The organism is Mycobacterium sp. 1081908.1 (assembly GCF_001673535.1).
Lineage (GTDB): Bacteria > Actinomycetota > Actinomycetes > Mycobacteriales > Mycobacteriaceae > Mycobacterium.
Window position 1 is genome coordinate 51,875 of the sequence record NZ_LZLY01000005.1, and the last position, 25,347, is coordinate 77,221.

Genomic DNA, 25,347 nt, shown 5'->3' on the forward strand with positions numbered 1-25,347 from the left:
CGATAGACGTCGCTCAGGGGCGCACGAGGCATGACCACCCCCGATCGCACCAGCCGGATAGGGTTGGATACCGGGCACCCGCTGGATCACCGAGCGGCACAGCGATCTAGGAGGTTGGGCGATGGCTTCCTCTGAGTCGGGCGGCGAGCACACCGGCCGCGCCGACCTGGATGCGCTGGTCGACAACGCGAGCGCCGAACGCGCACTCGAGGACCTGCAGGCCGCCAACGCCGCCGACGAGGGTCGCCCCCAGCCGCCCATCGACCTGACCGCGGCCGCGTTCTTCGACGTGGACAACACGCTCGTCCAGGGCTCCTCGGCCGTGCATTTCGGCCGCGGGCTGGCCGCCCGCAACTACTTCACCTATCGCGATGTCCTCGGATTCATCTACGCCCAGGCCAAGTTTCAGTGGCTGGGCAAGGAGAACAGCAATGACGTCGCCGCCGGCCGGCGCAAGGCCCTCGCCTTCATCGAAGGCCGCTCCGTCGAGCAGCTGGTCGCCTTGGGCGAGGAGATCTACGACGAGATCATCGCCGACAAGATCTGGCCCGGCACCCGCGAACTGACCCAGATGCACCTCGACGCGGGCCAGCAGGTCTGGCTGATCACCGCGACCCCGTATGAGCTCGCGGCCACCATCGCCCGGCGGCTCGGCCTGACCGGCGCGCTGGGGACCGTCGCCGAATCGGTCGACGGCGTCTTCACCGGCCGGCTGGTCGGCGAGATCCTGCACGGCCCGGGCAAGGCCCACGCCGTGCGCTCGCTCGCGATCCGCGAGGGCCTCAACCTCAAACGCTGCACCGCATACTCGGACAGCTACAACGACGTGCCGATGTTGTCGCTGGTGGGCACGGCGGTGGCGATCAACCCCGATGCCCGCCTGCGGGCCCTCGCGCGCGAAAGGGGCTGGGAGATCCGCGACTTCCGGACCGCTCGCAAGGCGGCCCGGATCGGTGTGCCGTCGGCGCTGGCCCTGGGCGCGGCCGGCGGCGCGCTGGCGGCAGTGGCATCCCGGCGTCAATCGCGCTGATAGGCTGCGCCGCTAGACGTAATCGAGCGGAGAGCAAAGCGGCATGACAGTCCCAGAATCGGCCCAAGGTCTCATCGGCAGCCACTACCGGGCACCGGACTATTTCCAGGTCGGACGGGAGAAGATCCGGGAGTTCGCGCGGTCGATCAAGGACGAGCACCCGTCGCACTTCGACGAGTCCGAGGCCGAGGCCGCCGGATACCCGTCCCTGGTGGCCCCGCTGACCTTCCTGGCGATCGCCGGACGGCGCGTGCAGCTGGAGATCTTCACCAAGTTCAACATTCCGATCAACATCGCCCGGGTTTTCCACCGCGACCAGAAGTTTCACTTCCACCGGCCGATCCTGGCCGGCGACAAGCTCTACTTCGACACGTATCTAGACTCGGTCCTGGAGTCCCACGGCACCGTGCTCGCCGAAATCCGCAGCGAAGTCACAGACGCAGAGGGGAAACCGGTCGTGACTAGCGTCGTTACGATGCTGGGGGAAGCCGCACACCAGGACGCTGGCGCTGAAGAAACCGTCGCCGCGGTCGCATCCATATCAGCCGGAAAGTAGGGTCGATTCCCATGTCACAGGACGAATCGGGTGGCACGCAGCTGAAGCCGCCGGTCGAAGCAGTCCGATCCCACTACGACAAATCCAACGAGTTCTTCAAGCTCTGGCTTGACCCGTCGATGACCTACAGCTGCGCCTACTTCGAAGAGCGTCCCAACATGACGCTGGAAGAGGCGCAGTACGCCAAACGCAAGCTCGCGCTGGACAAGCTCAACCTCGAGCCCGGCATGACGCTGCTCGACATCGGCTGCGGCTGGGGCTCGACGATGCGCCACGCGGTCGCCGAGTACGACGTCAACGTCATCGGGTTGACGCTCAGCGAAAACCAGTACGCCCACGACAAGGCCAAGTTCGAGGAGATGGACAGCCCGCGCCGCAAGGAGGTGCGGATCCAGGGCTGGGAGGAATTCGACGAGCCCGTGGACCGCATCGTGTCGCTCGGCGCTTTCGAGCACTTCGCCGACGGCGCCGGCGACGCCGGGTTCGAGCGCTACGACACCTTTTTCAAGAAGTTCTACAGCCTGACACCCGACGACGGCCGGATGCTGTTGCACACCATCATCGTTCCGAGCGCCGAGGAGGCCAAGGAGCTCGGCCTCAAGGCGCCGATGAGCCTGCTGCGCTTCATCAAGTTCATCCTGACCGAGATCTTCCCGGGCGGCCGGCTGCCGCAGATCCCGCAGATCGACCACTACTCGTCCAACGCGGGCTGGAAGGTCGAGCGCTACCACCGGATCGGTAAGAACTACGTGCCGACGCTGACCACCTGGGCCGACGCGCTCGAGGCGCACAAGGATGAGGCCATCGCCCTGAAGGGGCAGGAGACCTACGACATCTACATGCACTACCTCAGGGGCTGCGCGGACCTGTTCCGTGACCACTACACGGACGTCTGCCAGTTCACGCTCGTCAAGTAAGCGGCGGACCGCCCAACGCCTCGGCGTTGGGCGCTAGCCGAAAAAGATGTTGCGGCGGCCGGCCAGCAGCCGGTACAGCGTCTGCTGGATCGTCTCGCGCACCTGGTCGGTCAGCTCGAAGGTGACCATCGGGTCTTCGGCGTCGGAGGCGGCGTAGTCGTTCGTGTAGATGGGTTCGCCGAACGCGATGCGCCATTTCGACGGCAGCGGCACCAGACCGGCGGGCCCGGCCAGCGGAAACAGCGGGGTGATCGGGAAATAGGGCAGCCCGAACAGCCGCGCCAGCAGCTTGACGTCGGTGAGCATCGGGTAGATCTCTTCGGACCCCACGATCGAGCACGGGATGATCGGCGCCTTGGTGCGCAGCGCCGCCGTCACGAAGCCGCCGCGGCCGAACCGCTGCAACCGGTAGCGGTCCTCGAAGCGCTTGCCCAGGCCCTTGTAGCCCTCCGGGAACACGGCGGTGAGTTCTCCCGCGGCCAGCAGGCGGTGCGCGTCGGTCGTGCAGGCCATGGTGTGGCCAGCCTTGCGCGCGGCCTCGCCGACCACGGGCAGGTCGAACACCATGTCGGCGGCCAGCAGTCGCAGGTCGCGCTCGGCCGGATGTTCGTCGTGCACGGCCACCGACAGCATCAGCCCGTCGAACGGCAACACCCCGGCGTGGTTGGCCACCACCAGCGCGGCGCCCTCGCTGGGCAGGTTCTCGATGCCGCTGACTTCGACCCGGAACCAGGACCGGAAGAAGAACCTCAGCAAAGGCCGAACGATCGCGCTGTTGAAGTGGGGATCGAAGCCGAACTCGTCGACGGTGTAGTCGCCCGTGAACCGCTGCCGCAGGAAGCCGGCGACCGCGGCGACCTTCTGCGCGAGATCGTTGAGCGGCGCCTCGGCCGTGGACGCCGCACCCGCCGCGCGCCGGTGTTCGTCGATTTCGCGGACGACCGCGGCGATTTGTTCGGCGGACGCCCGACCCCGCGGATCGGTGAGCATCGAGGGGTGTTGACGCGACGAGTCCGCCCGCTGATCGGCTCTGCGGCGAGCCGCTACCCGACCCCTATTCGTATGCAGTGGAATGACGTTCGCTCTGGTTTCGCCCGCCACGATACCTACCTGCCCCCACCCCATGGAATTGCATTTCGGCTTCCCCAGCGCTGCGCTAACGCTATGGCGCGACCCTCCAGGGAGCGTACCCGATCAGGGTCGATTATGGGAGTCAGGCCGCGGCCGCGGACGTAGTCGTCGAACGCCTCGGCCGTCGTCCATTTCGGATGGAAGCCGAGCTCCGTGCGCATTCTCGTGGTGTCCATGACGCGCCCGTAACTCAAGTAATTGAATTGATCACGCGTGATTTCGGTATAGCGATTAGCCCGTCTCAGCGAATCCAGCGCCCACACCCCAAAACCGGGTACCGGCACCGGAATTCGGCCGGCCCGGCGGATGGCCTGCGACAGCATGAGGATGCCGTCCGCGCCGATGTTGAACGTGCCCGCCTTGCCCGCCATGGCGGCGCGCTCCAGCGCGCCCAGCGCGTCCTGCTCGTGCAGCAGCTGCAACCGCGCGTCCCGGCCGAACATGGTCGGGACCAGCGGCCCGGCCAGATACCGCGACAGCGTCGTGTCCATCGCCGGCCCGATCATGTTGGCCAGCCGCAAAATCGTCACCGCGATGTCGGGGCGGCGCCGGCCCAAGCCGCGCACGTAACCCTCGATGTCGAGGCTGTCCTTGGCGAACCCGTCGCGGAAGGGCCGCCGACTGCTGCTGTCCTCGGTGAACATCACCGGGTCGTGCGCCGTGGACCCGTACACCTCGGACGTCGACTTGAGCACCACCCGGCGCACCGACGGCGCCTTCTGGCAGGCCGCGAAAAGTTGCATCGCGCCCATCACGTTGATTTCCTTCAGCGCCGCGCTGCCGCCGGCTCGCGGGGCGTAGGACGCCGCGGCGGCGTGCACCACGGTGTCGACGTCGCCGTTGCGAATCACCTTGGCGATGAAGGGATTACGAATATCGGCGCGGACGAACTCGGCGCGCCCCATGCGGCGCAGCATGTCCTTGCTGGGGGCGATCGCGTCCACCGCGATGACCCCTTTGATCAACGGATTCTGGGCGAGCCGCGCGGTCAGGTAGCCGCCCAGAAACCGGCACGCACCGGTAACCAGCACAACTTTGGGGTAGTGCACGGTGCCGCTCGTGCCGGCACCTTCCCCGCTCGACTGATCCACTCAAACAGCCTAACGGGCTGGCGAGACGACGGCGTTAAGGCGGCGTGACGGTCGACTGGGCCGGCTGGCGCTTACTTGCCGAGTTTTCTGCGCTGCACGCGGGTGCGACGCAGCAGCTTGCGGTGCTTCTTCTTCGACATTCGCTTGCGCCGCTTCTTGATTACTGAACCCATGAACTCCGCTATCTGACCGGGGACGTGCTCCTGCTTGACCCGGACACTTTACCCGGCTGTCAGCACCGAACACCAAACCGGCGGCCGCGGCGGGTAGCGGTCAGCCCGCGTCGAAGTATGAAGTCTCCAGCATGTCGTGGACGGCCTTGGCGTGCACGCGGAAGGAACGGCCCACCCGGACCGCCGGCAGCTCGCCGTTGTGCACCAGGCGGTACACCGTCATCTTGGAGACGCGCATCAGCGCTGCCACCTCGGCGACGGTAAGAAACTGCGTCCTGGCCTGCTGGCCATCGCCGGAACCGGAGTCCCGCCCCTTAGCAGCGGAATCTCGCGCCGATGGCCCGTTCGTAGACGTCATCGCAACCCAATCGTGTCAGGCTCGCGCAATGCCAGCGGCTTCCCCTCCGCTGGCACCCACACGTGCATACAAAGAGGAGAATAGCGGGACTAGTGGGGTTAATGGTACTGGTGAGGGACAACTAATCCGGAAATCTCAAATTATTCCGATGTAATTCTTAGCTGCTCAGAGCGCCTTTTCGCGGCCTGGACGGCGGCGTCGACGGCCACCCGCAATCCCCCTCGCTCCAGTTCGCGCAGCGCAGCGGCGGTGGTGCCGCCGGGCGAAGTGACGGTCGCGCGCAGCTGCGCCGCCGACGCGTCCGCCCGCATCCCCGGCGGCTCCCCCTCGACGACGCGCTCGGCATCCATCCGCTCGAGCAGCATCGCCGCCGAGCCGGCCATCGTCTGCGCGGTCAGGTCGGTGGCGACCTGCCGGCTCAGCCCCGCCGCGACGCCGGCGTCCACCAGCGCCTCCACCATCAGGAAGAAATACGCCGGACCCGAGCCGGACAGCGCCGTCACGGCGTCCATCTGCGATTCCGGAACGGTGAGCACCCCGCCGACGGAGTCGAACAGCGCCGACACCCCCTCGAGCTGCGCTTCGGTGACGAAGCGGCCCTTGGCCAGCGCGGTCACCCCCGCGCCCACCAACGCCGCGGCGTTCGGCATCGCCCGGACCACCGGCGTCCCGGCCGGCAGCTTGGATTCGAAGTAGGTGATCGTGATCCCCGCCGCGACGGTGACGAACACCTGCTCGGCGCTATCCGTCTCGGCCGCGCTTGCTGCCCGGGCCAGCTCCCCGAGCACCGTCTCGACGTCGGCCGGCTTCACCGCGACGACGACGAAGGACGCGTTGTCCACCGCGTCGGTGACCGACGCCAAACGCACCGAATAGGTGTCCGCCAGGTACTTGGCGCGCTCGGGCACTCGTTCGGCCACCACCAGGTCCTTGACCTGCCGCCCGGCCCGCAGCAGTCCCGAAAGCAGCGCCTCGCCGATGCTGCCGCCGCCGATGATCGCGATTCTCGCCATGGGAGGAAAGCATTCCAGAACAGCGGGCGCTAGCGAGCGGCAGGGACCAACGCCAGCTGGCGCGCTTGCACCACCAGGCGGCCCAGCTGGTCGACGACGATGTGGTCCTCGTCGAACCAGTCATGCCCGATCTCCACGCAGGTGGCGATGATGCGCAGCCAGCCATCGGCGGGCAGGGCGCGCAGGAACGCGGTCAGCTGGATGGTGGGCGCCCAGCCGGTGCGGTCCACGGCGAACGTCACCGGCGCCGACAGGTCCCCGCACATGAGCGCGAACAGCCCGTCCGGGGCCACGTCGCGGGGCCGGGCCCACATCTGGATCACCGGCGGGTGGCCGTCGCGGGGCCGCATCGTCGACAGCAGCGGCCGCACGTCGCAGCCCTCACCCAGGTGCACCAGGCCGGCCAGCGGGTGGCCGGGGACGATCGGTTCGACGTCGTCGGGCGGCTCGGGTGCCATCAAATCGGCGACCGGGTTCGCCGACAGCAGCGGCGCGTGCGAGCCGTCGGCCGGATAGTGCTCCGGCTGGCCGAGGTTGACCACCGCGTGCACCGCGGTGCGCTCGCCCTGCATGAGCTCGACGTCGACGACGCTGATCCGGCGGCCGCGCTTGCGGAAGGAGGTCACCAGCCGCATGGGCCCCGGATCCGGCGCCCACAGGAAGTTCGCCGACACGGCCACCGGTTGGGGTCCGTCCGGGTCTTCGCCGCACGCGGTCCGGGCGGCGTTGGCGCACAGCGCCAGCATCGCGCCGCCGTGCACCTTGGGCCCGATGGTCCAGTGCTTGTCGAGCTCGCCCTCGTACACGCCGGGGCCGGCCTCCCGCAACGTCATCGCGGTGGTGAATAAGGCGTTCATGTATCTCCTGGGTGATCCTGAAAGTCACCGCATCAGGTGGGTGCGCGCGAATTGCAGCGATTCGGTGAGCATGGCTTCACGCTCGTGCGCCGAACGCGCGCTGGACGTGGACACCTCGAGGATCACGTGCCCGGCGAAGCGGCCGCCGGCCAGCATCTGGCACACCTCGGCGGTCGGTTGGGTGCCGCGCCCGGGCACCAAATGCTCGTCCGCGGGCAGGCCGCTGCCGTCGCACAGGTGCAGATGGGTCAGGCCCTCGCCCATCCGCTGGGCCATGTCCAGCGAATCGGTGCCCGCGGTCGCGGTGTGGGACAGGTCCAGCGTGTAATTCGCGTGGTTGCCGTCCAGCGGGTCGTACGACGGCGCGAACGCCGAGATCGCCGGGCCCGGTCCGCCGCCCCGCCTGCGCATCCGTTCCAGCGACTGGCCGGCCCCGAAGAACCGGTCGGCACGGAACGGAAACATGTTCTCCACGGCCACCTTGACGTCGCTGGACGCCTCCAGGGCGGCCACCTGGTCGCTGAATCCCTCGGCGTAGCGACGCTGCCACCGAAACGGCGGGTGCACGACGACGGTCTGGGCGTCCAGCTGCTCGGCCGCCCGCACGCTGCGGTCCAGCTTGGGGATCGGGTTGGCGCCCCAGACCCGCTGCGAGATCAGCAGGCAGGGCGCGTGCACGGACAGCACCGGCACGCGATAGCGCCGGGACAGCTTCTTGACCGCGCCGATGTCCTGGCTGACCGTTTCGCTCCAGACCATCAGCTCGACGCCGTCGTAACCGAGGCGGTCCGCATACTCGAAGGCGGCCTCGGCCCGCAACGGGTAGACCGAGGCCGTCGATAGGCCAACTTTGATTGCCGGGCGCACTGTCGGTGTGTGGCGCCTAGCCCGACTGCAACGACAGCACCAACGGCCCCAGGGTGATCAGCGCCCCGACCGCGACGGCGATCAGCGTGCTGGCGATGTCCTCGGTCTTGCGGACCACCCGGACCCCCACCACCAGGCCGAGAATGACCAGCACCGAAAGCACCAAGGCCACGATGCTGTTCCAGCGCCACAGCTCGTCGAACGCGACGAACAGCCCGGCCCCGAACGCCACGGCCAGCATCGACTGCAACACGATCAGCGTTCCCCGCCACAGCGACGTCAGCCGGCCGGGCGCCTCGTGTGCGCGCTCGGCCTCGAGGCCGAGGCGGTCTTCGTGCCGTTCCTCTTCGGCCAGCGCATCCGCGCCCCGCTCGGCGCCGCGCCGGCGCGCCACCTCGTCGGCCAGCGTCTGCCCGCCGAACAGCGTGGAATCGGACTGCAGGTAGGAGCGAACGTAGGCGGAATCCTCGGACGTCGGTTCGGCTTCGCGAACCTCGGAGTCCATCACGTCCACCGGGATGTCGGCGTAGTGGTCGACGGGGTCCGGGCTCATGCCCTCGGCGCCGGACCGGCCGGTGCGGTCGTCGGGCACGTCGGCGTGCCGCTGGGGCCGCGGGTAGGCGCTGCGCTCGGGTCCCGTCAGCCGTTGCGGTTGCGTCGGTGACTTCGGCCAGCGCGGCTCGGGTTCGGACCAGTACGGGGATTTGGGCTGTTCCTCGGCGACGTGCTCGGCGGTCGGCTCGGTGACCTGGACCGTTCCATTGGCGCGGGGTTCGGTTTCGTCGTCACGGATGACCGGGATTTCGCCGGTCAGCTCGGCGACGGTGACCGCGTCGCTGTCGCCGCGCCGACGGCGACGACGCCGGGTGACCGACGGTTCGCCAATCGTTCCGTTCCTGGCCAGGAGTTCGGCCACCGAGATCGGCCGAGTGCCAGGGCTCTCGGTCTCGGAGTGTGGTCCGCTCATGATTTGTCGCCCTTCGACCGGTGGGAGTTCCGATCAGCCTTCTGACCTCCAGCATCGCGCACCGAAGTCTCGACAAGTGCACTTCCGTCGGCCTCGCTATCGAGTTTTCGCAAGATGAGACCTTCCCGCAACGCCCACGGGCAGATGTCCACCGCTTCGATCGACAGCACGCGCATACTCGCCTCGGCCACCAGGGCACCCGCCACGATCTGGGGTGCCCGCTCGGCGCTCACTCCTTCCAGTTCAGCCCGGTCAGCGGTCGTCATCCTAGAGATGAAAGATATGAGTTGTCTGAGGCCGTTTGCTGTCAGCGTCCGCTTCACCCGCGGTCCGGCCGCCGACGGCGCGGCCCCGGTGAGCCGCGCCAGCGAGCGGAACGTCTTGGACGTGGCGACCGCGAGATCGGGGGCGCCGGCGTCGAGCACCGTGTCACGGGCGTCGGCGAGCTCGGCGTCCAGCCAGTCCCGCAGCATCGCCACGCGGCGCCGGCCGGGCGGATCGTCCGGCAGCCACTCGCGGGTCAGTCGCCCGGCGCCCAGCGGCAACGACAGCGCGACCTCGGGCTCCTCGTCGACGCCGCTGGACAACTCCAGCGATCCCCCACCGATGTCGAGGTTGATGATTCGCCCGGCGCTCCAGCCGTACCACCGCCGCACCGCCAGGAAGGTCAGCCGCGACTCGTCGACGCCGCGCAGCACCTCGAGCTCGACGCCGGCCTCTTTGCGGACCCGCGACAGCACGTCGTCGGAGTTCTCCGCGTCGCGGACCGCCGAGGTGGCGAAGGCCATCAGCTCCTCGCAGCCGGAGCTGTCGGCGATCTTGGCGAACTCTTCGATCGTCGAGACCAACTTGTCGGCGCCGCGTTTGGTGATCTTTCCCGAGCTGTCAATGGACTCCGAGAGGCGCAGCGTCGCCTTGGTCGAACTCATGGGTGTCGGGTGCCCACCGCGGTGCGCGTCAACCACCAACAGGTGAACTGTGTTGCTGCCCACGTCGAGCACACCTAACCGCACAGAAACAACCTAGTCGGAGTCGTCTCGCGTCGAAGGGCCAGCCAGGCGGAATCGTGGACTAACGTTGGAAAAGTGGCAGATCCGCACCCGCAGCCGGGACAAGAGGTCGAATTGGATTTCGCCCGTGAGTGGGTGGAGTTCTACGACCCGGACAACCCCGAGCACCTGATCGCGGCCGACCTCACCTGGCTGCTGTCGCGTTGGACGTGCGTGTTTGGCACCCCGGCCTGCCGCGGCACGGTCGAGGGCCGCCCGGACGACGGGTGTTGCTCGCACGGCGCGTTCCTGTCCGACGACGACGACCGCGCGCGGCTCGACGACGCGGTCAAGACGCTGACCGACGACGACTGGCAATTTCGCGAAAAAGGCTTGGGCCGCAAGGGTTATCTGGAACTCGACGAGCATGACGGGCAGCCGCAGTACCGCACCCGCAAGCACAAGGACGCGTGCATCTTCCTGAACCGGCCGGGCTTTGCCGGCGGCGCCGGGTGCGCACTGCACACCAAGGCGCTCAAGCTGGGTGTGGCGCCGCTGACCATGAAACCCGACGTCTGCTGGCAGCTGCCCATCCGGCGCAGCCAGGAATGGGTGACCCGGCCGGACGGCACCGAGATCCTCAAAACCTGGGTCACCGAATACGATCGCCGGGGCTGGGGCTCCGGCGGCGCGGACCTGCACTGGTATTGCACCGGCGACCCGGCCGCCCACGTCGGCGCCAAGCAGGTCTGGGAAAGCCTGGCCGACGAGCTCGAAGAGCTGCTCGGCACCAAGGCCTACGCCGAGCTGGCGGCAATGTGCAAGCGCCGCAGCAAGTTAGGGCTCATCGCGGTGCACCCGGCCACCCGGGTCGCCGAGTAGCCCGAGCCGTGGCTCAGGTCTCGTGAGTTTTCCTGTAGGCCAACACCATTCGCAGTGCGCTGGCGTTTAGGTAGCCCTCGACCGCCGCGGCGGCCGCCTCGGCGTCGCGCGCCAGCACCGCGTCGGTGATGGCCCGCAGGTCCGCGACCACCGGGGCGGCGTCGTCATAGGCCGCGGTGAGCTCGTGCTCGCGGCCGCCGAACGCGTGCTCGACCCAGCGATACATCAAGCCCAGCGCGCGGTTGCGGCTGCCGTGGATCAGCACCCGGAAGTAGGCGAGGTCGGCGGCCTGCAGCGCCGCGGGCCCGTCGGCGTCGGCCACCGCCGCCAGCGCGGCGCGCAACGCGTCGGCATCCTCGGGCGTGCCCCGCTCCGCGGCCAACCGCCCGATCAGCGGGCCCAGCGCCGCCCGGATCTCCAGCAGCTCGGCCAGGAACTCGGGGCCGAGTTTGCGCACCAGCGCCTCCACGACCGCGGGATGGGTCAGCGCCTCGGGGTCGCGCACCACGTTGCCGCTGCCGTGCCGGGCCTCGATGAGCCCCATCTGCTGCAAGCGGGCCAGCCCCAGGCGCAGCGACGTGCGGTTCACGTTGAGCTGCTCGGCCAGCTCCCGCTCGGGCGGCAGCGTGGACCCGGGCGGGAAGGCGCCGTCGAGGATGGCGTCGGCGATCGACGCGGCGATCTGTTCATCGACCCGCTGTCGATCCGGCGGCTGCAGCGCACTTGACTGGTTCATTGGCTCAACCAATATAGTGGACCAACCGGGTGCGAGGGATCAAGCGCGCGCCCGCGTCCCGATCGGAGGTGAGCCACATGGACGACGAGATGCGATCGGCCGCGGCCCCGCGCTGGCGGGGCAAGGCCGGCCGCGTGGAAGTCTGGTACGCCACCCTGTCGGATCCCGTGACGCGCGCCGGCCTGTGGATCCACTGCGAGACGGTGGCGCCGCTGCACGCGGCGGACGCGCCCTACGCGCACGGCTGGGCGACGTGGTTCGCGCCCGACGGTCCGCCGCGCACCGAGCGGTTCGGCCCCGAACCCGCCGCGCCGGCGGCGGGCGCGGCCTGGTTCGACGCGGCCGGCGTGCGCGCGGCCCCGGAACAGCTGGCCGGCAGCGCGGGGTCCCTGGCGTGGAACCTGTCCTGGAAGGACGCCGGCGCGCCGCTGTGGACGTTCCCCCGCGCGGCGTGGGAGCGCGAGTTGTTGCCGGGCGCCCAGGTGGTCCTCGCGCCCACCGCCGAGTTCGCCGGCTCATTGACCGTCGCGGACGCCGCGGTCCACGTCGACGGCTGGCGCGGCGGCGTCGCCCACATCTACGGGCACGGCAACGCCCGGCGCTGGGGATGGATCCACGCCGACCTCGGCGATGGCGACGTGGTGGAGGCGGTCACCGCGGTGTCCCACAAACCGGGGCTGCGCCGCCTCGCGCCGATGGCGTTCGTCCGCTTCCGTATCGACGGAAAGGATTGGCCCGCAAGCCCTTTGCCGTCGCTTCGGATGCGCACGACGCTGGGTGTGCGGCACTGGCAGCTGGAAGGGCGAATCGGCGGTCGCCGGGTGCTCATCCGCGTCGACCAACCACCGGAGCGGTGCGTGAGCCTGGGATACACCGATCCCGACGGCGGCCGCGCGGTGTGCACCAATACCGAGCAGGCCGACATCCACATCGAAGTCGACGACCGGCACTGGTCGGTGCTGGGAACCGGGCACGCCGAGGTTGGGCTGCGCGGCGCCGACGCACCCGAGATCAACGAAAGGATCCCGACGTGAGTTTTGCTCTCGACCCGCCCCTGCTCTTTGCCGCCGGAGTGCTCATCGAGCGGCGCGTACCCTCGGACCGCCGCGATCTGGCCGAGGCCGCCACGCTCGGGGTTTTCTTCGGCGGCTCGTTCGGGCTCTACAACAACGTGCCCGGCCTCGGAGTGCTGTGGCGGCCCTTCCGCGCCCAGAACGGGCGCGACTTCATGTGGAACAGCGGGGTTTTCGGCGTCGATACCGCGCGGGCGGGTTGGCCGCTGCACGCGGCGGCGGGCGCCATCTTCGCCACCTATCCGTTCTTCATCAAGCTGGGGCGCCGGCTCGGGCGCCTCATATGAGCCGTCTCGCCGCGTCGTTCGGTGCCGCGCTGCTCCCCGAGGAGTGCGGCGGCCCGGCACCGGCGCAGCTCGCCGGTCGCGTCGACCGCTACCTGAACCGGCTGCCCCCGACCTCGCGGTGGGCGGTGCGGGCCGGGCTGCTCTCGGTCGCCGCGGCCAGCTACCTGACCAGCGGCCGCCCACTGTCGCGGCTCGACGCGGGCCAGCGGGACCGGGTGCTGCGGCGGGTCGCGGCGCTCGGCCCCGACGCCGGTGCCGCCATCGAGGCGATGAAGGCGGTCGTGTTGCTCGCCAACGGCGCCGAAACCTATGCGCCCGAGCTGCTTTCGCGCGCCCAACGACACGACATCGCGCGTCCCGATGCGCCCTTGAACATCACCCCCTCGACCGAGAGCCGCTCCGTCGTCGCCGCCGACGCCGTCGTCGTGGGGTCCGGCGCCGGCGGCGCGATGGCGGCGCGCACCCTGGCGCGGGCCGGGTTCGACACCGTCGTGCTCGAGGAGGGCCGCCGCTGGACCGTCGAGGAATTCCGCAGCACCCACCCGATCGACCGCTACGCCGGCCTGTACCGGGGCGCGGGCGCCACCGTCGCACTGGGCCGCCCGTCGGTGGTGCTGCCAATCGGTCGAGCGGTCGGCGGCACCACGGTGGTGAACTCCGGCACCTGCTACCGCCCGCCGGCCGGCGTGGTGCGGCGCTGGCGCGACCACTTCGGCCTTGCCCTGGCCGATCCGGACCGGCTGGCCGAGCGACTCGACGACATCGAGCGCACCCTGCGGGTGGCGCCGGTGCCGCTGGACATCATGGGCCGCAACGGTCGGCTGCTGCTGGACGCCGCCGCGACGCTGGGCTGGCGGGCGGCGCCGATCCCGCGCAACGCGCCCGGCTGCGAAGGCTGTTGCCAGTGCGCGATCGGCTGCCCACGCAACGCCAAATTCGGCGTGCACCTCAACGCGTTGCCGCAGGCGTGCGCGGCGGGGGCGCGGATCATCTCCGAGGCCCGCGTCGAGCGGGTGCTGCACCGGCATGGGCGCGCCCGCGGGGTGCGCGCCCGCCGGCCCGACGGCACCGCGCTCGACGTCCTGGCGGACACCGTGATCGTCGCCGCCGGCGCCACCGAGACGCCGGAGCTGTTGCGGCGCAGCGGTTTTGACGCGCACCCCCGGCTCGGGAGAAACCTCGCGCTGCATCCGGCGATGATGCTGGCCGGGCGTTTCGACGACGACGTCGTCGCGTGGCACGGGGTGCTGCAAAGCGCGGCGGTCCACGAGTTCCACGAGTCCCATGGCGTGCTGATCGAGGCGACCTCCACGCCGCCGGGGATGGGCTCGATGGTCTACCCCGGCTACGGCGCCGAGCTGCTCGGCTGGCTGGACCGCGCGCCGCAGGTCGCGACGTTCGGCGCCATGGTGGCCGATCGGGGCGTCGGCTCGGTGTCCTCGGTGCGCGGCGACACGCTGGTGCGCTACAACCTCGCCCGGGCCGACGCCGCCAAGCTGATGGTCGCGATCGAGGCGATGGGCCGGCTGCTGTTCGAGGCGGGCGCCGTCGAGGTGCTGACCGGCCTGCCCGCGGCGCCGACGGTGACCTCGCTGCCCGCGCTGCGCGATGCGCTGGGCCGCAGCGACGCGCGAAGCCTGCACCTGGCCGCCTTTCACCCCACGGGCACCGCGGCCGCGGGCGCCGACGAGCAGCTGTGCCCGGTCGACGAAACCGGGCTGCTGCGCGGCGTCGACGGCGTGTGGGTCGCCGACGCGTCGATCCTGCCCAGCTGCCCGGAGGTGAACCCGCAGCTGTCGATCATGGCACTGGCGCTGGGCGTCGCCGACGAGGTGGTCGGCGCGCGCGCCAGCTGAGTGTGAATCCTGGGCGCCATGTGTGCACAATCCCGGCCCGGGCTTCACACTCAAAAGCCGTCAATGCACACTCGGTGAATGCCGATCCCCGACTTCATCGTCGAGCTTCGACGCGCCATTGGCAACGCACCGCTGTGGCTGCCCGGCATCACGGCTGTCACGATCCGCGACCGAAAAGTGTTGCTGGTCAAGCGCTCCGATAACGGCGCCTGGACGGCGGTGACGGGGATCGTCGAGCCTGGCGAGAATCCGGCGGACTGCGCGGCCCGCGAAGTGGGCGAAGAAACCGGGGTCAGCGCGCGGGCGACCCGACTCGCGTGGGTGCACGTCACCCGGCCCACCGTGCACGCCAACGGCGACCACGCCCAGTATTTGGATCACGTATTCCGGATGCGGTGGCTTTCCGGCGAGCCGTACGCCGCCGACGACGAGACCACCGAAGCGGCTTGGTTCGACCTCGACGAGCTGCCGCCGATGACGGAGGACATGCGCCGGCGGATCACGCTGAGCGCAAGCGACGACGCCCGAACCGTTTTCGAGGCGAGCGGTTAGCCCTCGAGCTTGTATCCCAACCCGCGCACCGTGACCAGGTGCACCGGGTTGGCCGGGTCGGCCTCGATCTTCGAGCGCAGGCGCTTGACGTGCACGTCGAGCGTCTTGGTGTCGCCGACGTAGTCGGCGCCCCAGACCCGATCGATCAGCTGGCCGCGGGTGAGCACCCGGCCGCTGTTGCGCATCAGGTACTCGAGCAGGTCGAATTCCTTGAGCGGCAACGTAATCGTGTCACCGTTGACGGAGACGACGTGGCGCTCGACGTCCATCCGGACCGGCCCGGATTCCAGCACGCCGTCGCTGATTTCGGAGTCGTCGTCGCCGCCCCGGCGCAGCACCGCGCGGATCCGGGCGATCAGCTCGCGGGCCGAATAGGGTTTCGTCACATAGTCATCCGCGCCCAGCTCGAGGCCGACGACCTTGTCGATCTCGCTGTCGCGCGCGGTCACCATGATCACCGGCACGCTGGAACGGGCGCGCAGCTGCTTGCACACGTCGGTGCCGGACATGCCCGGCAGCATCAGGTCCAGCAGCACGATGTCGGCGCCGCCGCGGTCGAACTCGGCGAGCGCCGCCGGTCCGTCTGTCACCACGGTGGCCTCGAAGCCCTCCTTGCGCAGGAGGAATGCCAGAGGATCGGCCAGCGACTCCTCGTCCTCCACGATCAGCACACTGGTCATCTACTTAGTTCTTCCTCTCGTTGTGACCTGGTGGGCCGCACCTCGCGACCCCGCGGTTGCTCGGGTTCCTCGTCGCCGTCCTTGTAGGCCGGAATCGAAAGCGTGAACGTCGATCCGGTTCCCGGCTTGCTCCACACGCCGATGCTGCCGTTGTGGTTGGCCGCAACGTGTTTGACGATCGCGAGCCCCAGCCCGCTGCCGCCGGTGGCCCGTGAACGCGCCTTGTCCCCGCGGAAGAACCGCTCGAAGACGCGTTCCTGGTCCTCCAGCGCGATCCCGATTCCGCGGTCGGTCACGGCGATCTCGATGTTGTCGCCGCGGCGCCGACGGCTGATCGACACCGGCGAGCCCGGCGGCGAATAGGCGATCGCGTTCGACACCAGGTTGGCCAGCGCGGTCACCAGCAGCGTTTCGTCGCCCAGCACCCGCAGGCCGCTGGGCGCGTCGGTGCGCACCTCGATGTCGGCGTTCTCGGCCGCCACCTTGTGACGTGAGATCGCCTCGGAGACAACGGTATCCACCTCGACGTCGGTGACGTTGGGCAACGGGTCGGCCCCCTGCAGCCGGGACAGCTCAATCAGCTCGGCGACCATGTCCCCCAGCCGGTTGGCTTCCACGAGCACCTTTTCGGCGAACCGGCGAACGGTTTCGGAGTCGTCCGAGGAGGCCAGCAGGGCCTCGGCGAGCAGCGCCATGGCACCCACCGGGGTCTTGAGCTCGTGGCTGACGTTGGCCACGAAATCACGCCTGGTCGCCTCCATCCGGGCGTAGTCGGACTGGTCGTGCACGAATACCACCGCGAACCGGCGGTCCTCTTCGCTCAGCAACCGCGCCTGCCCGTGCACCGACAGCCCGGAGCGGCCCGCGGAGCGCTTGGCCGGCCGCAGGTCGAACTCCACGTCGACGCCGGTGAGCGCCTGCTGCGCGGCTTGCCAGGCCTGGTCGTCGAGCTGCCGATCCCGCACCAGGCCCAATTCCCTGGCCCGGTCGTTGAGATAGACGACGTCGCGATGCGAGTCCACCACCGCGGCTCCCAGCGGCATCAGCGCGACGATGCGTTGCAGCATCTGCGCGACGGTGATGCCCGTCCATTCGGTGGAGGATTGCTGACGGCGCTCGACCGCCCGCGGCGCCAGCCGGACCCCGGCCGCGACTCCCGCGGCCAGTGCCAGCACTGACAAGACCCCGGCCAGCAACAGCGCCGAGAACACAGTCACAACAAAATCCTACAAATTTGGTGAACGCCGCCCTAGCGGAGCGCGGCCAAAATCGGACAAGTCACACCCTACGCAACAGGTGTTCCGCTCCCGTTTACGCGATGTTTGGCAAACAGGCCTTTAAAAGGCGCTGGTGGAGCCCTGTCGAGCTCAGGCGCGGCCCTGGCTGGCAACGGCGGCGGCACCCGCCGCGGCCGCCTCCGGATCCAGGTAGGTCCCGCCCGGCAGCACCGGCCGCATGTCGGCGTCCAGGTCGTAGCGCAGGGGAATTCCGGTCGGGATGTTCAGCCCGACGATCTCTTCGTCGGACATTCCGTCCAGGTATTTGACCAGGGCGCGCAGCGAGTTGCCGTGCGCGACGATCAGCACCGTCTTGCCGGCCCGCAGGTCGGGAACGATGACGTCGGTGAAATACGGCAGGAAGCGGGCCACCACGTCGGCGAGGCATTCGGTCAGCGGGCCGCCCCCGACGTTGGCGTAGCGGGGGTCGGTGTCCTGGCTGAATTTGCTGCCCCGCTCGATCGGGGGCGGCGGCGTGTCGTAGCTGCGCCGCCAGGTCATGAACTGCTCCTCGCCGTAGCGCTCCTTGATCTCGGCCTTGTTCAGGCCCTGCAGGGCGCCGTAGTGGCGTTCGTTGAGGCGCCAGCTGCGCCGCACCGGGATCCACAGCCGGTCGGCGGTGTCCAGCGCCAGGTGCGCGGTGGTGATCGCGCGGCGCAGCAACGACGTGTACAGCACGTCGGGCTCCAGCCCGTGTTCGGTCATCAGCTCGCCGCTGCGCACCGCCTCGGCACGGCCCTTCTCGGTCAGCCCGACGTCGACCCAGCCCGTGAACAGGTTGAGGGCATTCCAGTCGCTCTCGCCGTGGCGAAGCAGCACCAGCGTGGCAGTGTCTCCCATGCCGGAAAGTCTCTCACGCAGCCTTAATCGACGTCCGAGTCGTCGTCGTCGATGAGGTGGGCGAACGCCTGCAGGTTCTTCAGCGACTCCCCGCGCGACACCCGCCACTCCCACTCCTTCTGGATCGACGAGCGAAAACCCAACTCCAGCAACGTATTAAAGTCCGAGTCCACCGCCTCGAGCACCTGGCCGAGCACCCGGTCGATCTCGTCGGCGTCGACCGACGCCAGCGACATGCGGCCCACCAGGTAGATGTCGCCGACGTTGTCCAGCGTGTAGGCGACCCCGTACAGCCGCCGGTTGCGCCGCAGCAGGAAGCGGTACACGCCCTCGTGGTTCTCGTCGGGCTTGCGGCACACGAACGCCTCCACGCGCACCGAGTGCTCGCCGATGCTCAGGATGGTGTTGGTCTTGAGCTTGCGCTCCCCGGGCAGCTCCACCACCAGGCCCGGCAGCCCGCCGTGCGCCCCGGGGAATTCCGAGTAGGTCAGCCCGCTCGCCCGCAGTGTGTGCTCGATCACGGCCTGAACGGTCGTGTTCATGCGTCCACCCCGCGGCGCGTCGTCCAGCGGCGGGGCTTGCGCATCGCCGCCCGGTCGCGGAACCGGCGCTGGCGCAGGGCGGTAAAGTCGCCGATCGCGCGTCGATAGCTGGCCAGCAGCGCGTCGGTGGTGTTGTCCCAGGAGAAGGTGGCCGCGTGCGCGGCGGCCGCGCGGCCCATCGCCTCGGCCCGCGGCGTGGGCAGGCGCAGCAGGCGATCGAGGGCATCCGCCCAGTCACCGACGTCGTGCCCGGCCACCAGGGCGCCGGAGATCCCGTCGCGCACCGCCACCGGCAGGCCGCCGACCGCGGCGGCCACCACCGGGGTGCCGCACGCCTGAGCCTCGACGGCGACCAGGCCGAACGACTCCGAATAACTAGGCACCGCAACAAGATTGGCGGCCTGGAACAGCGTGGCCAGGTCGGTGCGGGCCTGCGGCGGCAGGAACGTCACCCGGTCGGTGATGCCGAGTTCGCCGGCCAGCCGCACCAGGCCGTCCGGGGAGGCCAGGCCGCTGCCCGACGGGCCGCCGGCCACCACGATGCGCACCCCGGGCAGTTTCGCGGCGGCGCGCAGCACGATGTCGGGCGCCTTCAGCGGCTGGATCCGCCCCACGAAGGCCACCACGTCCTGGTCGGGCGGCAGGCCGAGCGCGGCCCGCGCGGCGCGGCGCTCCCCCGGGCGGAATACGTCCAGATCCACCCCGGGGTGGACCACGTCGATGCGCGCCGGGTCGGCGCGATGAATCGAAATCAACTGCTGCGCTTCGTCTTCGGTGTTGACGATCAGCCGGTCCGCCTCGTCGACGACCTGCTGCTCGCCGACCGTGCGCAGCGGCGGCTCGGGCGCGTCCCCGTCGGCCAGGGCGGCGTTTTTCACCGCGGCGAGCGTGTGCGCGGTGTGCACCAGCGGCACCGCCCAGCGGTCCCGGGCCAACCAGCCGACCTGCCCGGACAGCCAGTAGTGGGAGTGCACGATGTCGTAATAACCCGGCTCGTGCGACGCCTCGGCCCGCAGCACCGCGGCCGCGAACGCGCACAGCTGGGTCGGCAGGTCGTACTTGTCCAGGCCCTCGAACGGTCCCGCCACCACGTTGCGGACCAGCACACCGGGCGCCACGTGGGCGACGGGCGGATCGGCCGACGCGGTGGCCCGGGTGAAGATCTCCACCTCGATGCCGCGACGGGCCAGGTGCAGCGCCGTTTGCAGCACGTAGACGTTCATGCCGCCGGCGTCGCCGGTCCCCGGCTGGGCCAGCGGTGAGGTGTGCACCGCCAACACCGCGACGCGGCGCGGGCCATTCAGCCGGAGGACGTCGTCGTGGCGCACTCTTTCATCTTTACAGCACGGGCCGCGCCGGACCCCCAAGGGCGCTGTTCGCGCTAAGCGGACGACTCGTCGGCGGCGACCTCGCGCAGCCGGGAGTCCAGCGCCCCGGCGCGCCGCATCGCGCCCAGCGGATCGGCGTACAACCCGCCCAGCGACACCGTCCCGGCCCCGGCCTCCTGCACCCGGTTACCGAAGGCGGTGACGCGGATATCCCGCGGCGGCAGGACCGAGCTCGCGGCGAACGCCGCCTCCACCTGCTCCATCGCCTCGGGGTATTCGGTGAAGGCCTGCCCGCCAACCACCAACTCGTCGGGGTTGAGCATGTCGCGCAGCAGGGCGACCGCCTCGCCGAGCACCCGGGCCCGGTCCGCCAGCAGCTCCCTGGCCTGCGGATTGCCGGCCCGGGCCACCCGCAGCAGGTCGGTCATCGCGGTCGCGGACCCGTTGAGGCGGGCCGCGGGGGCGACGCCGGGAAGGATCTTCAGCCGGCGCGCGGCGGCCAGGACCGCCTCGTCGCTGACGGTGGACTCCAGCTGTCCGGCGCCGCCGAGCAGCTCGGATTGGGCGGGCAGCGCCGCGATGGTGCCGGGGCCGCTGGTCGGGCAGTGCACCCGTCCGCCGATCACCAGCGCGTAACCCACGGTCTCGCGGGCGTAGACGTACAGGCTGGTCGGCGAGCTCGGCGCGAATCGCCGCAGGCCGAGCAGCAGCTCGGCCCCGGCCATGGCGTCGACGTGCGAGGCCACCGAGACCGGCAGTCCGAGCGCGTCGGCCAGCACGGGGCCCACCGGCGCCTGCCGCCAGCCCAGCCTCGGGTGGTCGACATGGCCAGTGGCGCTGTCGACGGTGCCACCGATCGCCACCCCGACCCAGAGCGCGCGGCGCCGGTGCCAGCGTCGCAGGTACCGGCTGGCGCTCTCGGCCAGCGACGCCAGCGCGGGCCCGGCGGCGCTGAGCGGGGTGGGGGTCTCGACGGTGTCCAGCGTGCGGCCGAACAGGTCGGTCGCCACGATGCTGGTGGTGCGCGCGCCGATGTGGATGCCGAGCGTCACGAACGGTTCGTGGTTGATCTCCACCGGCACCCGTGGGCGTCCGATGGCCCCGGAGACGGCCAGGTCGGCGCGCTCGCGCAGCAGGCCGGCGTCGAGCAGCGCAATGACCTGCCGGTTGACCGTGGCGATGCTCAGCGACGTGACGCCGGCGATGACGTCACGGCCGACCGGCCCGCGCAGCCGGACGGCCCGGAAGACGGACGCCGCGGCCGAGTCGGAGATGTGCAGAGCCGGGGGCAGGATCTGGCGGTGCAACCGCACGGGGCCTTTGCGGCCGGGGGAATGGGTATGGGTGAGAGTGGTCGAGCGCACGATGTTCCTTTGTCCGAGTTCGAATGGCCGGCTTCGGCCACGCCTGAAAGGTCAGGAGCGGCAAAGTGCGCGGCAACAACACGCACTCGCCGCGCAAAGACACGCGGCGGTGTTGTCGAACAGGGCGCTGAGGTGCACCCCGAGAATTTAGCACGTTTATTAGAGTTGTTCCGATGAACGCAGCTGGGGGGCAACGACGGGTCGCGGTGGTCACCGGTGCCAGCTCCGGAATCGGCGAGGCGACCGCCAAAGTCCTTGCCGCCCTTGGCTTTCACGTGGTCGCCGTGGCGCGCCGCGCGGATCGGATCAACGCGCTGGCCGACGAGATCGGCGGGACGGGGATTGTGGCCGACGTCACAGACGGCGCCGCGGTGCAGGCGCTGGCGGACAAGCTCGGCCGGGTCGACGTGTTGGTCAACAACGCCGGTGGCGCTTGGGGCCTCGAACCCGTCGCCGACGCCGACCTCGAGCACTGGCGATGGATGTGGGAGACCAACGTGATGGGCACGCTGCGGGTCACCCGCGCGCTGCTGCCCAAGCTGATCGACTCCGGCGACGGCCTGATCGTCACCGTCACCTCGGTCGCGGCGTTGGAGACCTACGACGGCGGCGCCGGCTACACGGCGGCCAAGCACGCCCAGGGCGCGCTGCACCGAACGCTGCGCGGCGAGCTACTCGGAAAACCGGTGCGGCTCACCGAGATTGCCCCGGGCGCGGTCGAAACCGAGTTCTCGCTGGTCCGTTTCGACGGCGACGAAAAACGCGCGGACGCGGTGTATTCCGGGATGACGCCGCTGACGGCGGCCGACGTCGCCGAGGTGATCGGGTTCGTCGCCTCGCGGCCGTCCCACGTCGACCTGGACCTGATCGTCATGAAGCCGCGCGACCAGGCCAGCGCGACGCGGTTCAACCGCCAGGGCTAGGCGAGGTTGTGGTCGTCGGAGTGGACGTGGGCGTGCCGGACAGCGTCGGGGCGTTCGACGGGGTGACCGGCGCCGTCACCGGAATCTGCGTGGCCGGCGGGTGCGCCGTCGGGGGCGGCAGCGCCGACATCGCCACCCAGGTGTCCCAGTCCACGGCCCAGTCCCAGATGTCGCCGTCGGAGTAGGACAGCTGGATCGAGCTGCCGGTCACCTCGACGGGGTCACCGTAGATCGCGGAGCGGTAGTACTCCTCGGCGTCGGAGGTCGACAGGTTGATGCAGCCGTTGGTGACGTTGCTGTTGCCCTGCGCCCCGGAGCTGGCCGGGTTCGCGTGGATGAACTCGCCGTTGTTGGAGATCCGCACCGCCCAGCGCTCGTGGGCGTTGGTGTAGCCGGCCGCCGGGTTGGACATGTAGAAGTCGGCGTACTTCTCGGTGACCACGTGGATGCCGTTACGCGTGACGTTGCGGGCCTTGTCGGCCTCGCCGTAGCTGCACGGGAAGTCCATGATGACGCCGGCGTCGGTGACGACCTGGATGCGGTGCGAGGACACCTCGGCCTTGACGACCTGCTTCCGGCCGATCTGGATGTGCAGCGAGATGTCGTCGGCGCCGAACGCGCCGTCACCGAACGGCCGCCCGTAGAGCTTGGCGTCGACGTTGACCGTGGTGCCCGCCGGGTAGTACTCGCGGGGCCGCCAGTGCGCGCGCGCCCCCTGCGCCTCGTCGGGCAGCCACGCCCAGCTGCCCTCGACCGGCGGGGTGGTGGTCACGGCGAGCGCCTTCTCGACGGAGGCCTTGTCGCTGATCGGCGCGTCGAACTGGATGATGATCGGCGCGGCGACACCGACGGTCTGGCCGTCGGCCAGCTGGAAGGCCCCGCCGATCTTCTTGCTCGGCGTCACGGTGGTGAACTTGCCGGTCACCGGGACCGCTTTGCCGTTGTGGCCGACGGCCGAACCGCTCCAGGTGTAGGTCGCGTCGTAGCCCAGCGGCTCGGTGGTGGTGTAGACGGTGCGGTCGGAGTTGAAGGACCCGGCGACAACCTTGCCCGACGAGTTCGTCAACGCCACCTTCTGGAACCAGCCGTCGGTCACCTGGACGCTGATCGGCGAGATCGGAACCACGTCGGCGGCGGCGTCCGCCGGCTGGAACTTCAGCTGCGGCGCCGGCGGCTCCTTTTTGTTCTCGGCTTGCTTGGCCGCGGTGCCCGCGCAGGCGGCCAATACGCTGGGGGCGAACACGCCGAGCCCGAGGGCCGCCAGGGCCATACGCCGGTTAACCGGCGGCGGGGAACTGGATGTGCTCACGACATCTAAAGATACCGGGAGAATAGACCCCAACGGCGCCACGACAATTCGACGCCGACGCGCGATAACGCGAGATTAGCCGCTACAGCCTGCAGCCGAGCAGGACAGGCTCCGGTTTCAGTGTGATGCCAAACACAGCATGGACTCCGTCACGCACGGTTCGGGCCAGCGCGATGACGTCCGCCGCGGTGGCCCCACCGCGGTTGGTCAGGGCGAGCGCGTGCTTGGCCGAAAGCCGGCACGGCGCCTCGGGGTCGCCCGCCCCCGGCTGCGGGTAGCCCTTGCCGAAGCCGGCGCGCTCCACCAGCCAGCCCGCCGCCAGCTTGACCCCGTCCGGCGCCGGATAGTGCGGAACCGGCCCCTCGACGGCGCCGGCCAGCCGCTCGTAGGCCTCCGGTGTCACCACGGGGTTGGTGAAGAACGAACCCACGCTCCAGGTGTCGTGGTCGCCCGCGTCGAGCACCATGCCCTTGCGCCCGCGCAGCATCAGCACCGCCCCGCGCACGGCTTCGGGATCGGCGCGCTCGCCGCTGGTGGCGTTCAGCGCGGCCGTCAGCTCGCCGTAGCGCAACGGCGCGCTGCGCCCCGACGGATCCAGCGCGAACTCGACTTCCAGTACCACCCAAGGGATTTCGCGACCCTGCTGGGTGGCCTGCTTGAACACGCTGGTGCGGTACCCGAAGCCGAGCTCGTCGCCCGGCACCCAGCGCACCTCGCCGCTTTCGCGATCCAGCACCCGGACCCGCGTGATGGTGTCGGACACCTCCGCCCCGTAGGCTCCGACGTTCTGCACGGGCGTGGCGCCGGCCGACCCGGGGATGCCGGACAGACACTCCAGCCCGCCCAGGCCGTGCTCGATCGATTTGACCACCACGTCGTCCCACACCGCGCCCGCCTCGGCGCGGACCACGTTGCCGTCCACGGTGATGCCGTCGTTGGCCAGGCGCACCGCGGTCAGATCGGTCAACGTGTCGGCGATGACCAGGTTGGACCCGCCAGCAAACACCAGCACGGGGTTTGGCTGGGCTTCCGAGTCCAACTGACGCAGGACGGCGACCGCCTGCTCGGTGCTGGCGCAGGTGATCAGGCGCCGCGCGATCGGCCCAATCCGCAAGGTGGTCAACGGCGCCAGGGGCGCCGTCTCATCGACACGCGCGCCGGCGAAGAGCGAACCGGCACCGCTCGTTTGCATGGCCCGTAACGGTAGCCTGGCCAGCTATGCCGCATTCATTCGAGTTGTCGGCCGAGTACGAGGAGAGCGTCGAAAGGGTCCATCGCGCTTTCCAGGAGGAGGGGTACTGGAGGGCCCGGCTGGCCGACATTCCCCTCGACGAGGCGAGGCTGGAGTCGATGCGGGTCGGCGGCGAGTCCGGGGATGACGGCACCGTCGAGGTGGTCACGCTGCAGGTGCTCTACAGCCACAACCTGCACGCCGTCGTCAAGCAGCTGCACCGGGGCGACCTGGGCATCCGGCGCACGGAGAGGTGGGGGCCGGTCGTCGACGGCAGGGCCACGGGCTCGATCGTGGCCACCATCCTGGACACGCCGGTGAACGTGTCGGGCACCGGGCAGCTGTCGCCGCTCGCCGACTCCGGCGGCGCCCGGCTGACCTGCCGGATCACCGTCCAGGTGCGGGTCCCGCTCATCGGCGGCAAGGTGGAGAGGCTCATCGGCGCTCAGCTGGACGAGCTGATGAGCCGGGAACAACGCCTGACCGCGGAGTGGATCGCCAACAACGCCTAGGCTGGC

Annotated in this window: 28 protein-coding genes; 10 read left to right on the forward strand and 18 right to left on the reverse strand. The window is 69.8% G+C overall.

The annotated features are described in order from the left end of the window. The first annotated feature begins 121 nt into the window (after positions 1-121). The 3 genes from A5655_RS00750 to cmaA2 are packed head-to-tail and all read left to right on the forward strand — an operon-like array spanning position 122 to position 2,503. Positions 122-1,030, forward strand: coding sequence for an HAD family phosphatase (locus A5655_RS00750; protein WP_067004525.1), 909 nt, complete (start codon positions 122-124; stop codon positions 1,028-1,030). 43 nt (positions 1,031-1,073) lie between these two features. Then, on the forward strand, positions 1,074-1,586 hold the full coding sequence (locus A5655_RS00755; protein WP_067004527.1) for a MaoC family dehydratase N-terminal domain-containing protein: 513 nt from the start codon (positions 1,074-1,076) through the stop codon (positions 1,584-1,586). Between the two features lie 11 nt (positions 1,587-1,597). Further along, a complete protein-coding gene (gene cmaA2, locus A5655_RS00760; RefSeq protein WP_067004529.1) occupies positions 1,598-2,503 on the forward strand; it encodes a cyclopropane mycolic acid synthase CmaA2 in 906 nt (301 codons plus the stop codon). 33 nt (positions 2,504-2,536) lie between these two features. Here cmaA2 and A5655_RS00765 read toward each other — a convergent pair whose 3' ends face one another. From A5655_RS00765 to A5655_RS00800, 9 genes are all read right to left on the reverse strand, one after another. After that, positions 2,537-3,628, reverse strand: coding sequence for a lysophospholipid acyltransferase family protein (locus tag A5655_RS00765; RefSeq protein WP_067004531.1), 1,092 nt, complete (start codon positions 3,626-3,628; stop codon positions 2,537-2,539). Further along, positions 3,610-4,725: an SDR family oxidoreductase gene (locus A5655_RS00770; protein ID WP_067004533.1), complete on the reverse strand. Its 1,116-nt coding sequence runs from the start codon at positions 4,723-4,725 to the stop codon at positions 3,610-3,612. Before A5655_RS00770 ends, A5655_RS00765 begins: the two co-directional genes overlap by 19 nt. Before the next feature lie 71 nt (positions 4,726-4,796). Beyond that, a complete protein-coding gene (locus A5655_RS26795; protein ID WP_003402602.1) occupies positions 4,797-4,898 on the reverse strand; it encodes a 30S ribosomal protein bS22 in 102 nt (33 codons plus the stop codon). 100 nt (positions 4,899-4,998) lie between these two features. Beyond that, the gene (locus A5655_RS00775; RefSeq protein ID WP_066917724.1) at positions 4,999-5,256 is read right to left on the reverse strand and encodes a cell division/environmental response transcriptional regulator; all 258 of its coding nucleotides are present in this window, start codon (positions 5,254-5,256) and stop codon (positions 4,999-5,001) included. A 140-nt stretch (positions 5,257-5,396) separates the two neighbouring features. Continuing rightward, on the reverse strand, positions 5,397-6,269 hold the full coding sequence (gene proC, locus A5655_RS00780; RefSeq protein ID WP_067004535.1) for a pyrroline-5-carboxylate reductase: 873 nt from the start codon (positions 6,267-6,269) through the stop codon (positions 5,397-5,399). A 29-nt stretch (positions 6,270-6,298) separates the two neighbouring features. Then, positions 6,299-7,126 carry a thioesterase family protein gene (locus tag A5655_RS00785; RefSeq protein WP_067004537.1) on the reverse strand — a complete coding sequence of 276 codons (828 nt, stop codon included), beginning with the start codon at positions 7,124-7,126 and terminating at the stop codon, positions 6,299-6,301. A 24-nt stretch (positions 7,127-7,150) separates the two neighbouring features. After that, complete coding sequence (locus A5655_RS00790; RefSeq protein ID WP_067004539.1) at positions 7,151-7,993, reverse strand: sugar phosphate isomerase/epimerase; 843 nt, start codon at positions 7,991-7,993, stop codon at positions 7,151-7,153. Between the two features lie 16 nt (positions 7,994-8,009). Beyond that, on the reverse strand, positions 8,010-8,960 hold the full coding sequence (locus A5655_RS00795; protein WP_067004541.1) for a hypothetical protein: 951 nt from the start codon (positions 8,958-8,960) through the stop codon (positions 8,010-8,012). Continuing rightward, positions 8,957-9,973 carry a Ppx/GppA family phosphatase gene (locus tag A5655_RS00800; protein ID WP_067004543.1) on the reverse strand — a complete coding sequence of 339 codons (1,017 nt, stop codon included), beginning with the start codon at positions 9,971-9,973 and terminating at the stop codon, positions 8,957-8,959. Before A5655_RS00800 ends, A5655_RS00795 begins: the two co-directional genes overlap by 4 nt. Before the next feature lie 72 nt (positions 9,974-10,045). Between A5655_RS00800 and A5655_RS00805 the strand changes: the two genes are divergently transcribed. Then, positions 10,046-10,831, forward strand: coding sequence for a hypothetical protein (locus tag A5655_RS00805; RefSeq protein WP_067004545.1), 786 nt, complete (start codon positions 10,046-10,048; stop codon positions 10,829-10,831). Positions 10,832-10,844: 13 nt separating this feature from the next. Here A5655_RS00805 and A5655_RS00810 read toward each other — a convergent pair whose 3' ends face one another. Next, positions 10,845-11,567 (reverse strand): FadR/GntR family transcriptional regulator, encoded by a 723-nt coding sequence (locus A5655_RS00810; protein WP_067004547.1) that lies wholly within the window; start codon positions 11,565-11,567, stop codon positions 10,845-10,847. 77 nt (positions 11,568-11,644) lie between these two features. On the opposite strand from A5655_RS00810, the gene A5655_RS00815 reads away from it, so the two are divergent. The 4 genes from A5655_RS00815 (at position 11,645) to A5655_RS00830 (ending at position 15,335) form a co-directional block, all read left to right on the forward strand. After that, positions 11,645-12,601, forward strand: coding sequence for a hypothetical protein (locus A5655_RS00815; RefSeq protein WP_067004549.1), 957 nt, complete (start codon positions 11,645-11,647; stop codon positions 12,599-12,601). Continuing rightward, positions 12,598-12,927: a hypothetical protein gene (locus A5655_RS00820; protein WP_067004551.1), complete on the forward strand. Its 330-nt coding sequence runs from the start codon at positions 12,598-12,600 to the stop codon at positions 12,925-12,927. The genes A5655_RS00815 and A5655_RS00820 overlap by 4 nt, the downstream gene beginning before the upstream one ends. Beyond that, positions 12,924-14,783 carry a GMC family oxidoreductase gene (locus A5655_RS00825; protein WP_067004554.1) on the forward strand — a complete coding sequence of 620 codons (1,860 nt, stop codon included), beginning with the start codon at positions 12,924-12,926 and terminating at the stop codon, positions 14,781-14,783. Before A5655_RS00820 ends, A5655_RS00825 begins: the two co-directional genes overlap by 4 nt. A gap of 78 nt (positions 14,784-14,861) precedes the next feature. After that, complete coding sequence (locus tag A5655_RS00830) at positions 14,862-15,335, forward strand: NUDIX domain-containing protein (protein WP_067004556.1); 474 nt, start codon at positions 14,862-14,864, stop codon at positions 15,333-15,335. Here A5655_RS00830 and regX read toward each other — a convergent pair. The 6 genes from regX to A5655_RS00860 form a co-directional block, all read right to left on the reverse strand. After that, the gene (regX, locus tag A5655_RS00835; protein WP_046187060.1) at positions 15,332-16,015 is read right to left on the reverse strand and encodes a two-component sensory transduction protein RegX; all 684 of its coding nucleotides are present in this window, start codon (positions 16,013-16,015) and stop codon (positions 15,332-15,334) included. The two genes, A5655_RS00830 and regX, sit on opposite strands and share 4 nt — an antisense overlap. Continuing rightward, positions 16,012-17,232, reverse strand: coding sequence for a cell wall metabolism sensor histidine kinase WalK (locus tag A5655_RS00840; protein WP_156764620.1), 1,221 nt, complete (start codon positions 17,230-17,232; stop codon positions 16,012-16,014). The genes regX and A5655_RS00840 overlap by 4 nt, the downstream gene beginning before the upstream one ends. A gap of 150 nt (positions 17,233-17,382) precedes the next feature. After that, positions 17,383-18,132: a phosphoglyceromutase gene (locus A5655_RS00845; RefSeq protein ID WP_067004560.1), complete on the reverse strand. Its 750-nt coding sequence runs from the start codon at positions 18,130-18,132 to the stop codon at positions 17,383-17,385. A gap of 23 nt (positions 18,133-18,155) precedes the next feature. Beyond that, positions 18,156-18,674: a YbjN domain-containing protein gene (locus tag A5655_RS00850; RefSeq protein ID WP_067004562.1), complete on the reverse strand. Its 519-nt coding sequence runs from the start codon at positions 18,672-18,674 to the stop codon at positions 18,156-18,158. Continuing rightward, complete coding sequence (gene mshA, locus A5655_RS00855; protein ID WP_067004565.1) at positions 18,671-20,002, reverse strand: D-inositol-3-phosphate glycosyltransferase; 1,332 nt, start codon at positions 20,000-20,002, stop codon at positions 18,671-18,673. Before mshA ends, A5655_RS00850 begins: the two co-directional genes overlap by 4 nt. 53 nt (positions 20,003-20,055) lie before the next feature. Beyond that, positions 20,056-21,366 carry an ROK family protein gene (locus A5655_RS00860; protein WP_067004567.1) on the reverse strand — a complete coding sequence of 437 codons (1,311 nt, stop codon included), beginning with the start codon at positions 21,364-21,366 and terminating at the stop codon, positions 20,056-20,058. Positions 21,367-21,539: 173 nt separating this feature from the next. Between A5655_RS00860 and A5655_RS00865 the strand changes: the two genes are divergently transcribed. Next, on the forward strand, positions 21,540-22,289 hold the full coding sequence (locus tag A5655_RS00865) for an SDR family oxidoreductase (protein ID WP_067004568.1): 750 nt from the start codon (positions 21,540-21,542) through the stop codon (positions 22,287-22,289). Here the strand turns inward: A5655_RS00865 and A5655_RS00870 are convergent. Together A5655_RS00870 and A5655_RS00875 are read right to left on the reverse strand one after the other, a co-directional pair. Further along, the gene (locus A5655_RS00870; protein ID WP_067004570.1) at positions 22,273-23,559 is read right to left on the reverse strand and encodes an Ig-like domain-containing protein; all 1,287 of its coding nucleotides are present in this window, start codon (positions 23,557-23,559) and stop codon (positions 22,273-22,275) included. The genes A5655_RS00865 and A5655_RS00870 overlap by 17 nt on opposite strands. Positions 23,560-23,680: 121 nt before the next feature. Continuing rightward, on the reverse strand, positions 23,681-24,790 hold the full coding sequence (locus tag A5655_RS00875) for a UDP-N-acetylmuramate dehydrogenase (RefSeq protein WP_067004572.1): 1,110 nt from the start codon (positions 24,788-24,790) through the stop codon (positions 23,681-23,683). Positions 24,791-24,816: 26 nt separating this feature from the next. Between A5655_RS00875 and A5655_RS00880 the strand changes: the two genes are divergently transcribed. Beyond that, the gene (locus A5655_RS00880; protein WP_067004574.1) at positions 24,817-25,341 is read left to right on the forward strand and encodes a DUF2505 domain-containing protein; all 525 of its coding nucleotides are present in this window, start codon (positions 24,817-24,819) and stop codon (positions 25,339-25,341) included. Positions 25,342-25,347: the final 6 nt, after the last annotated feature.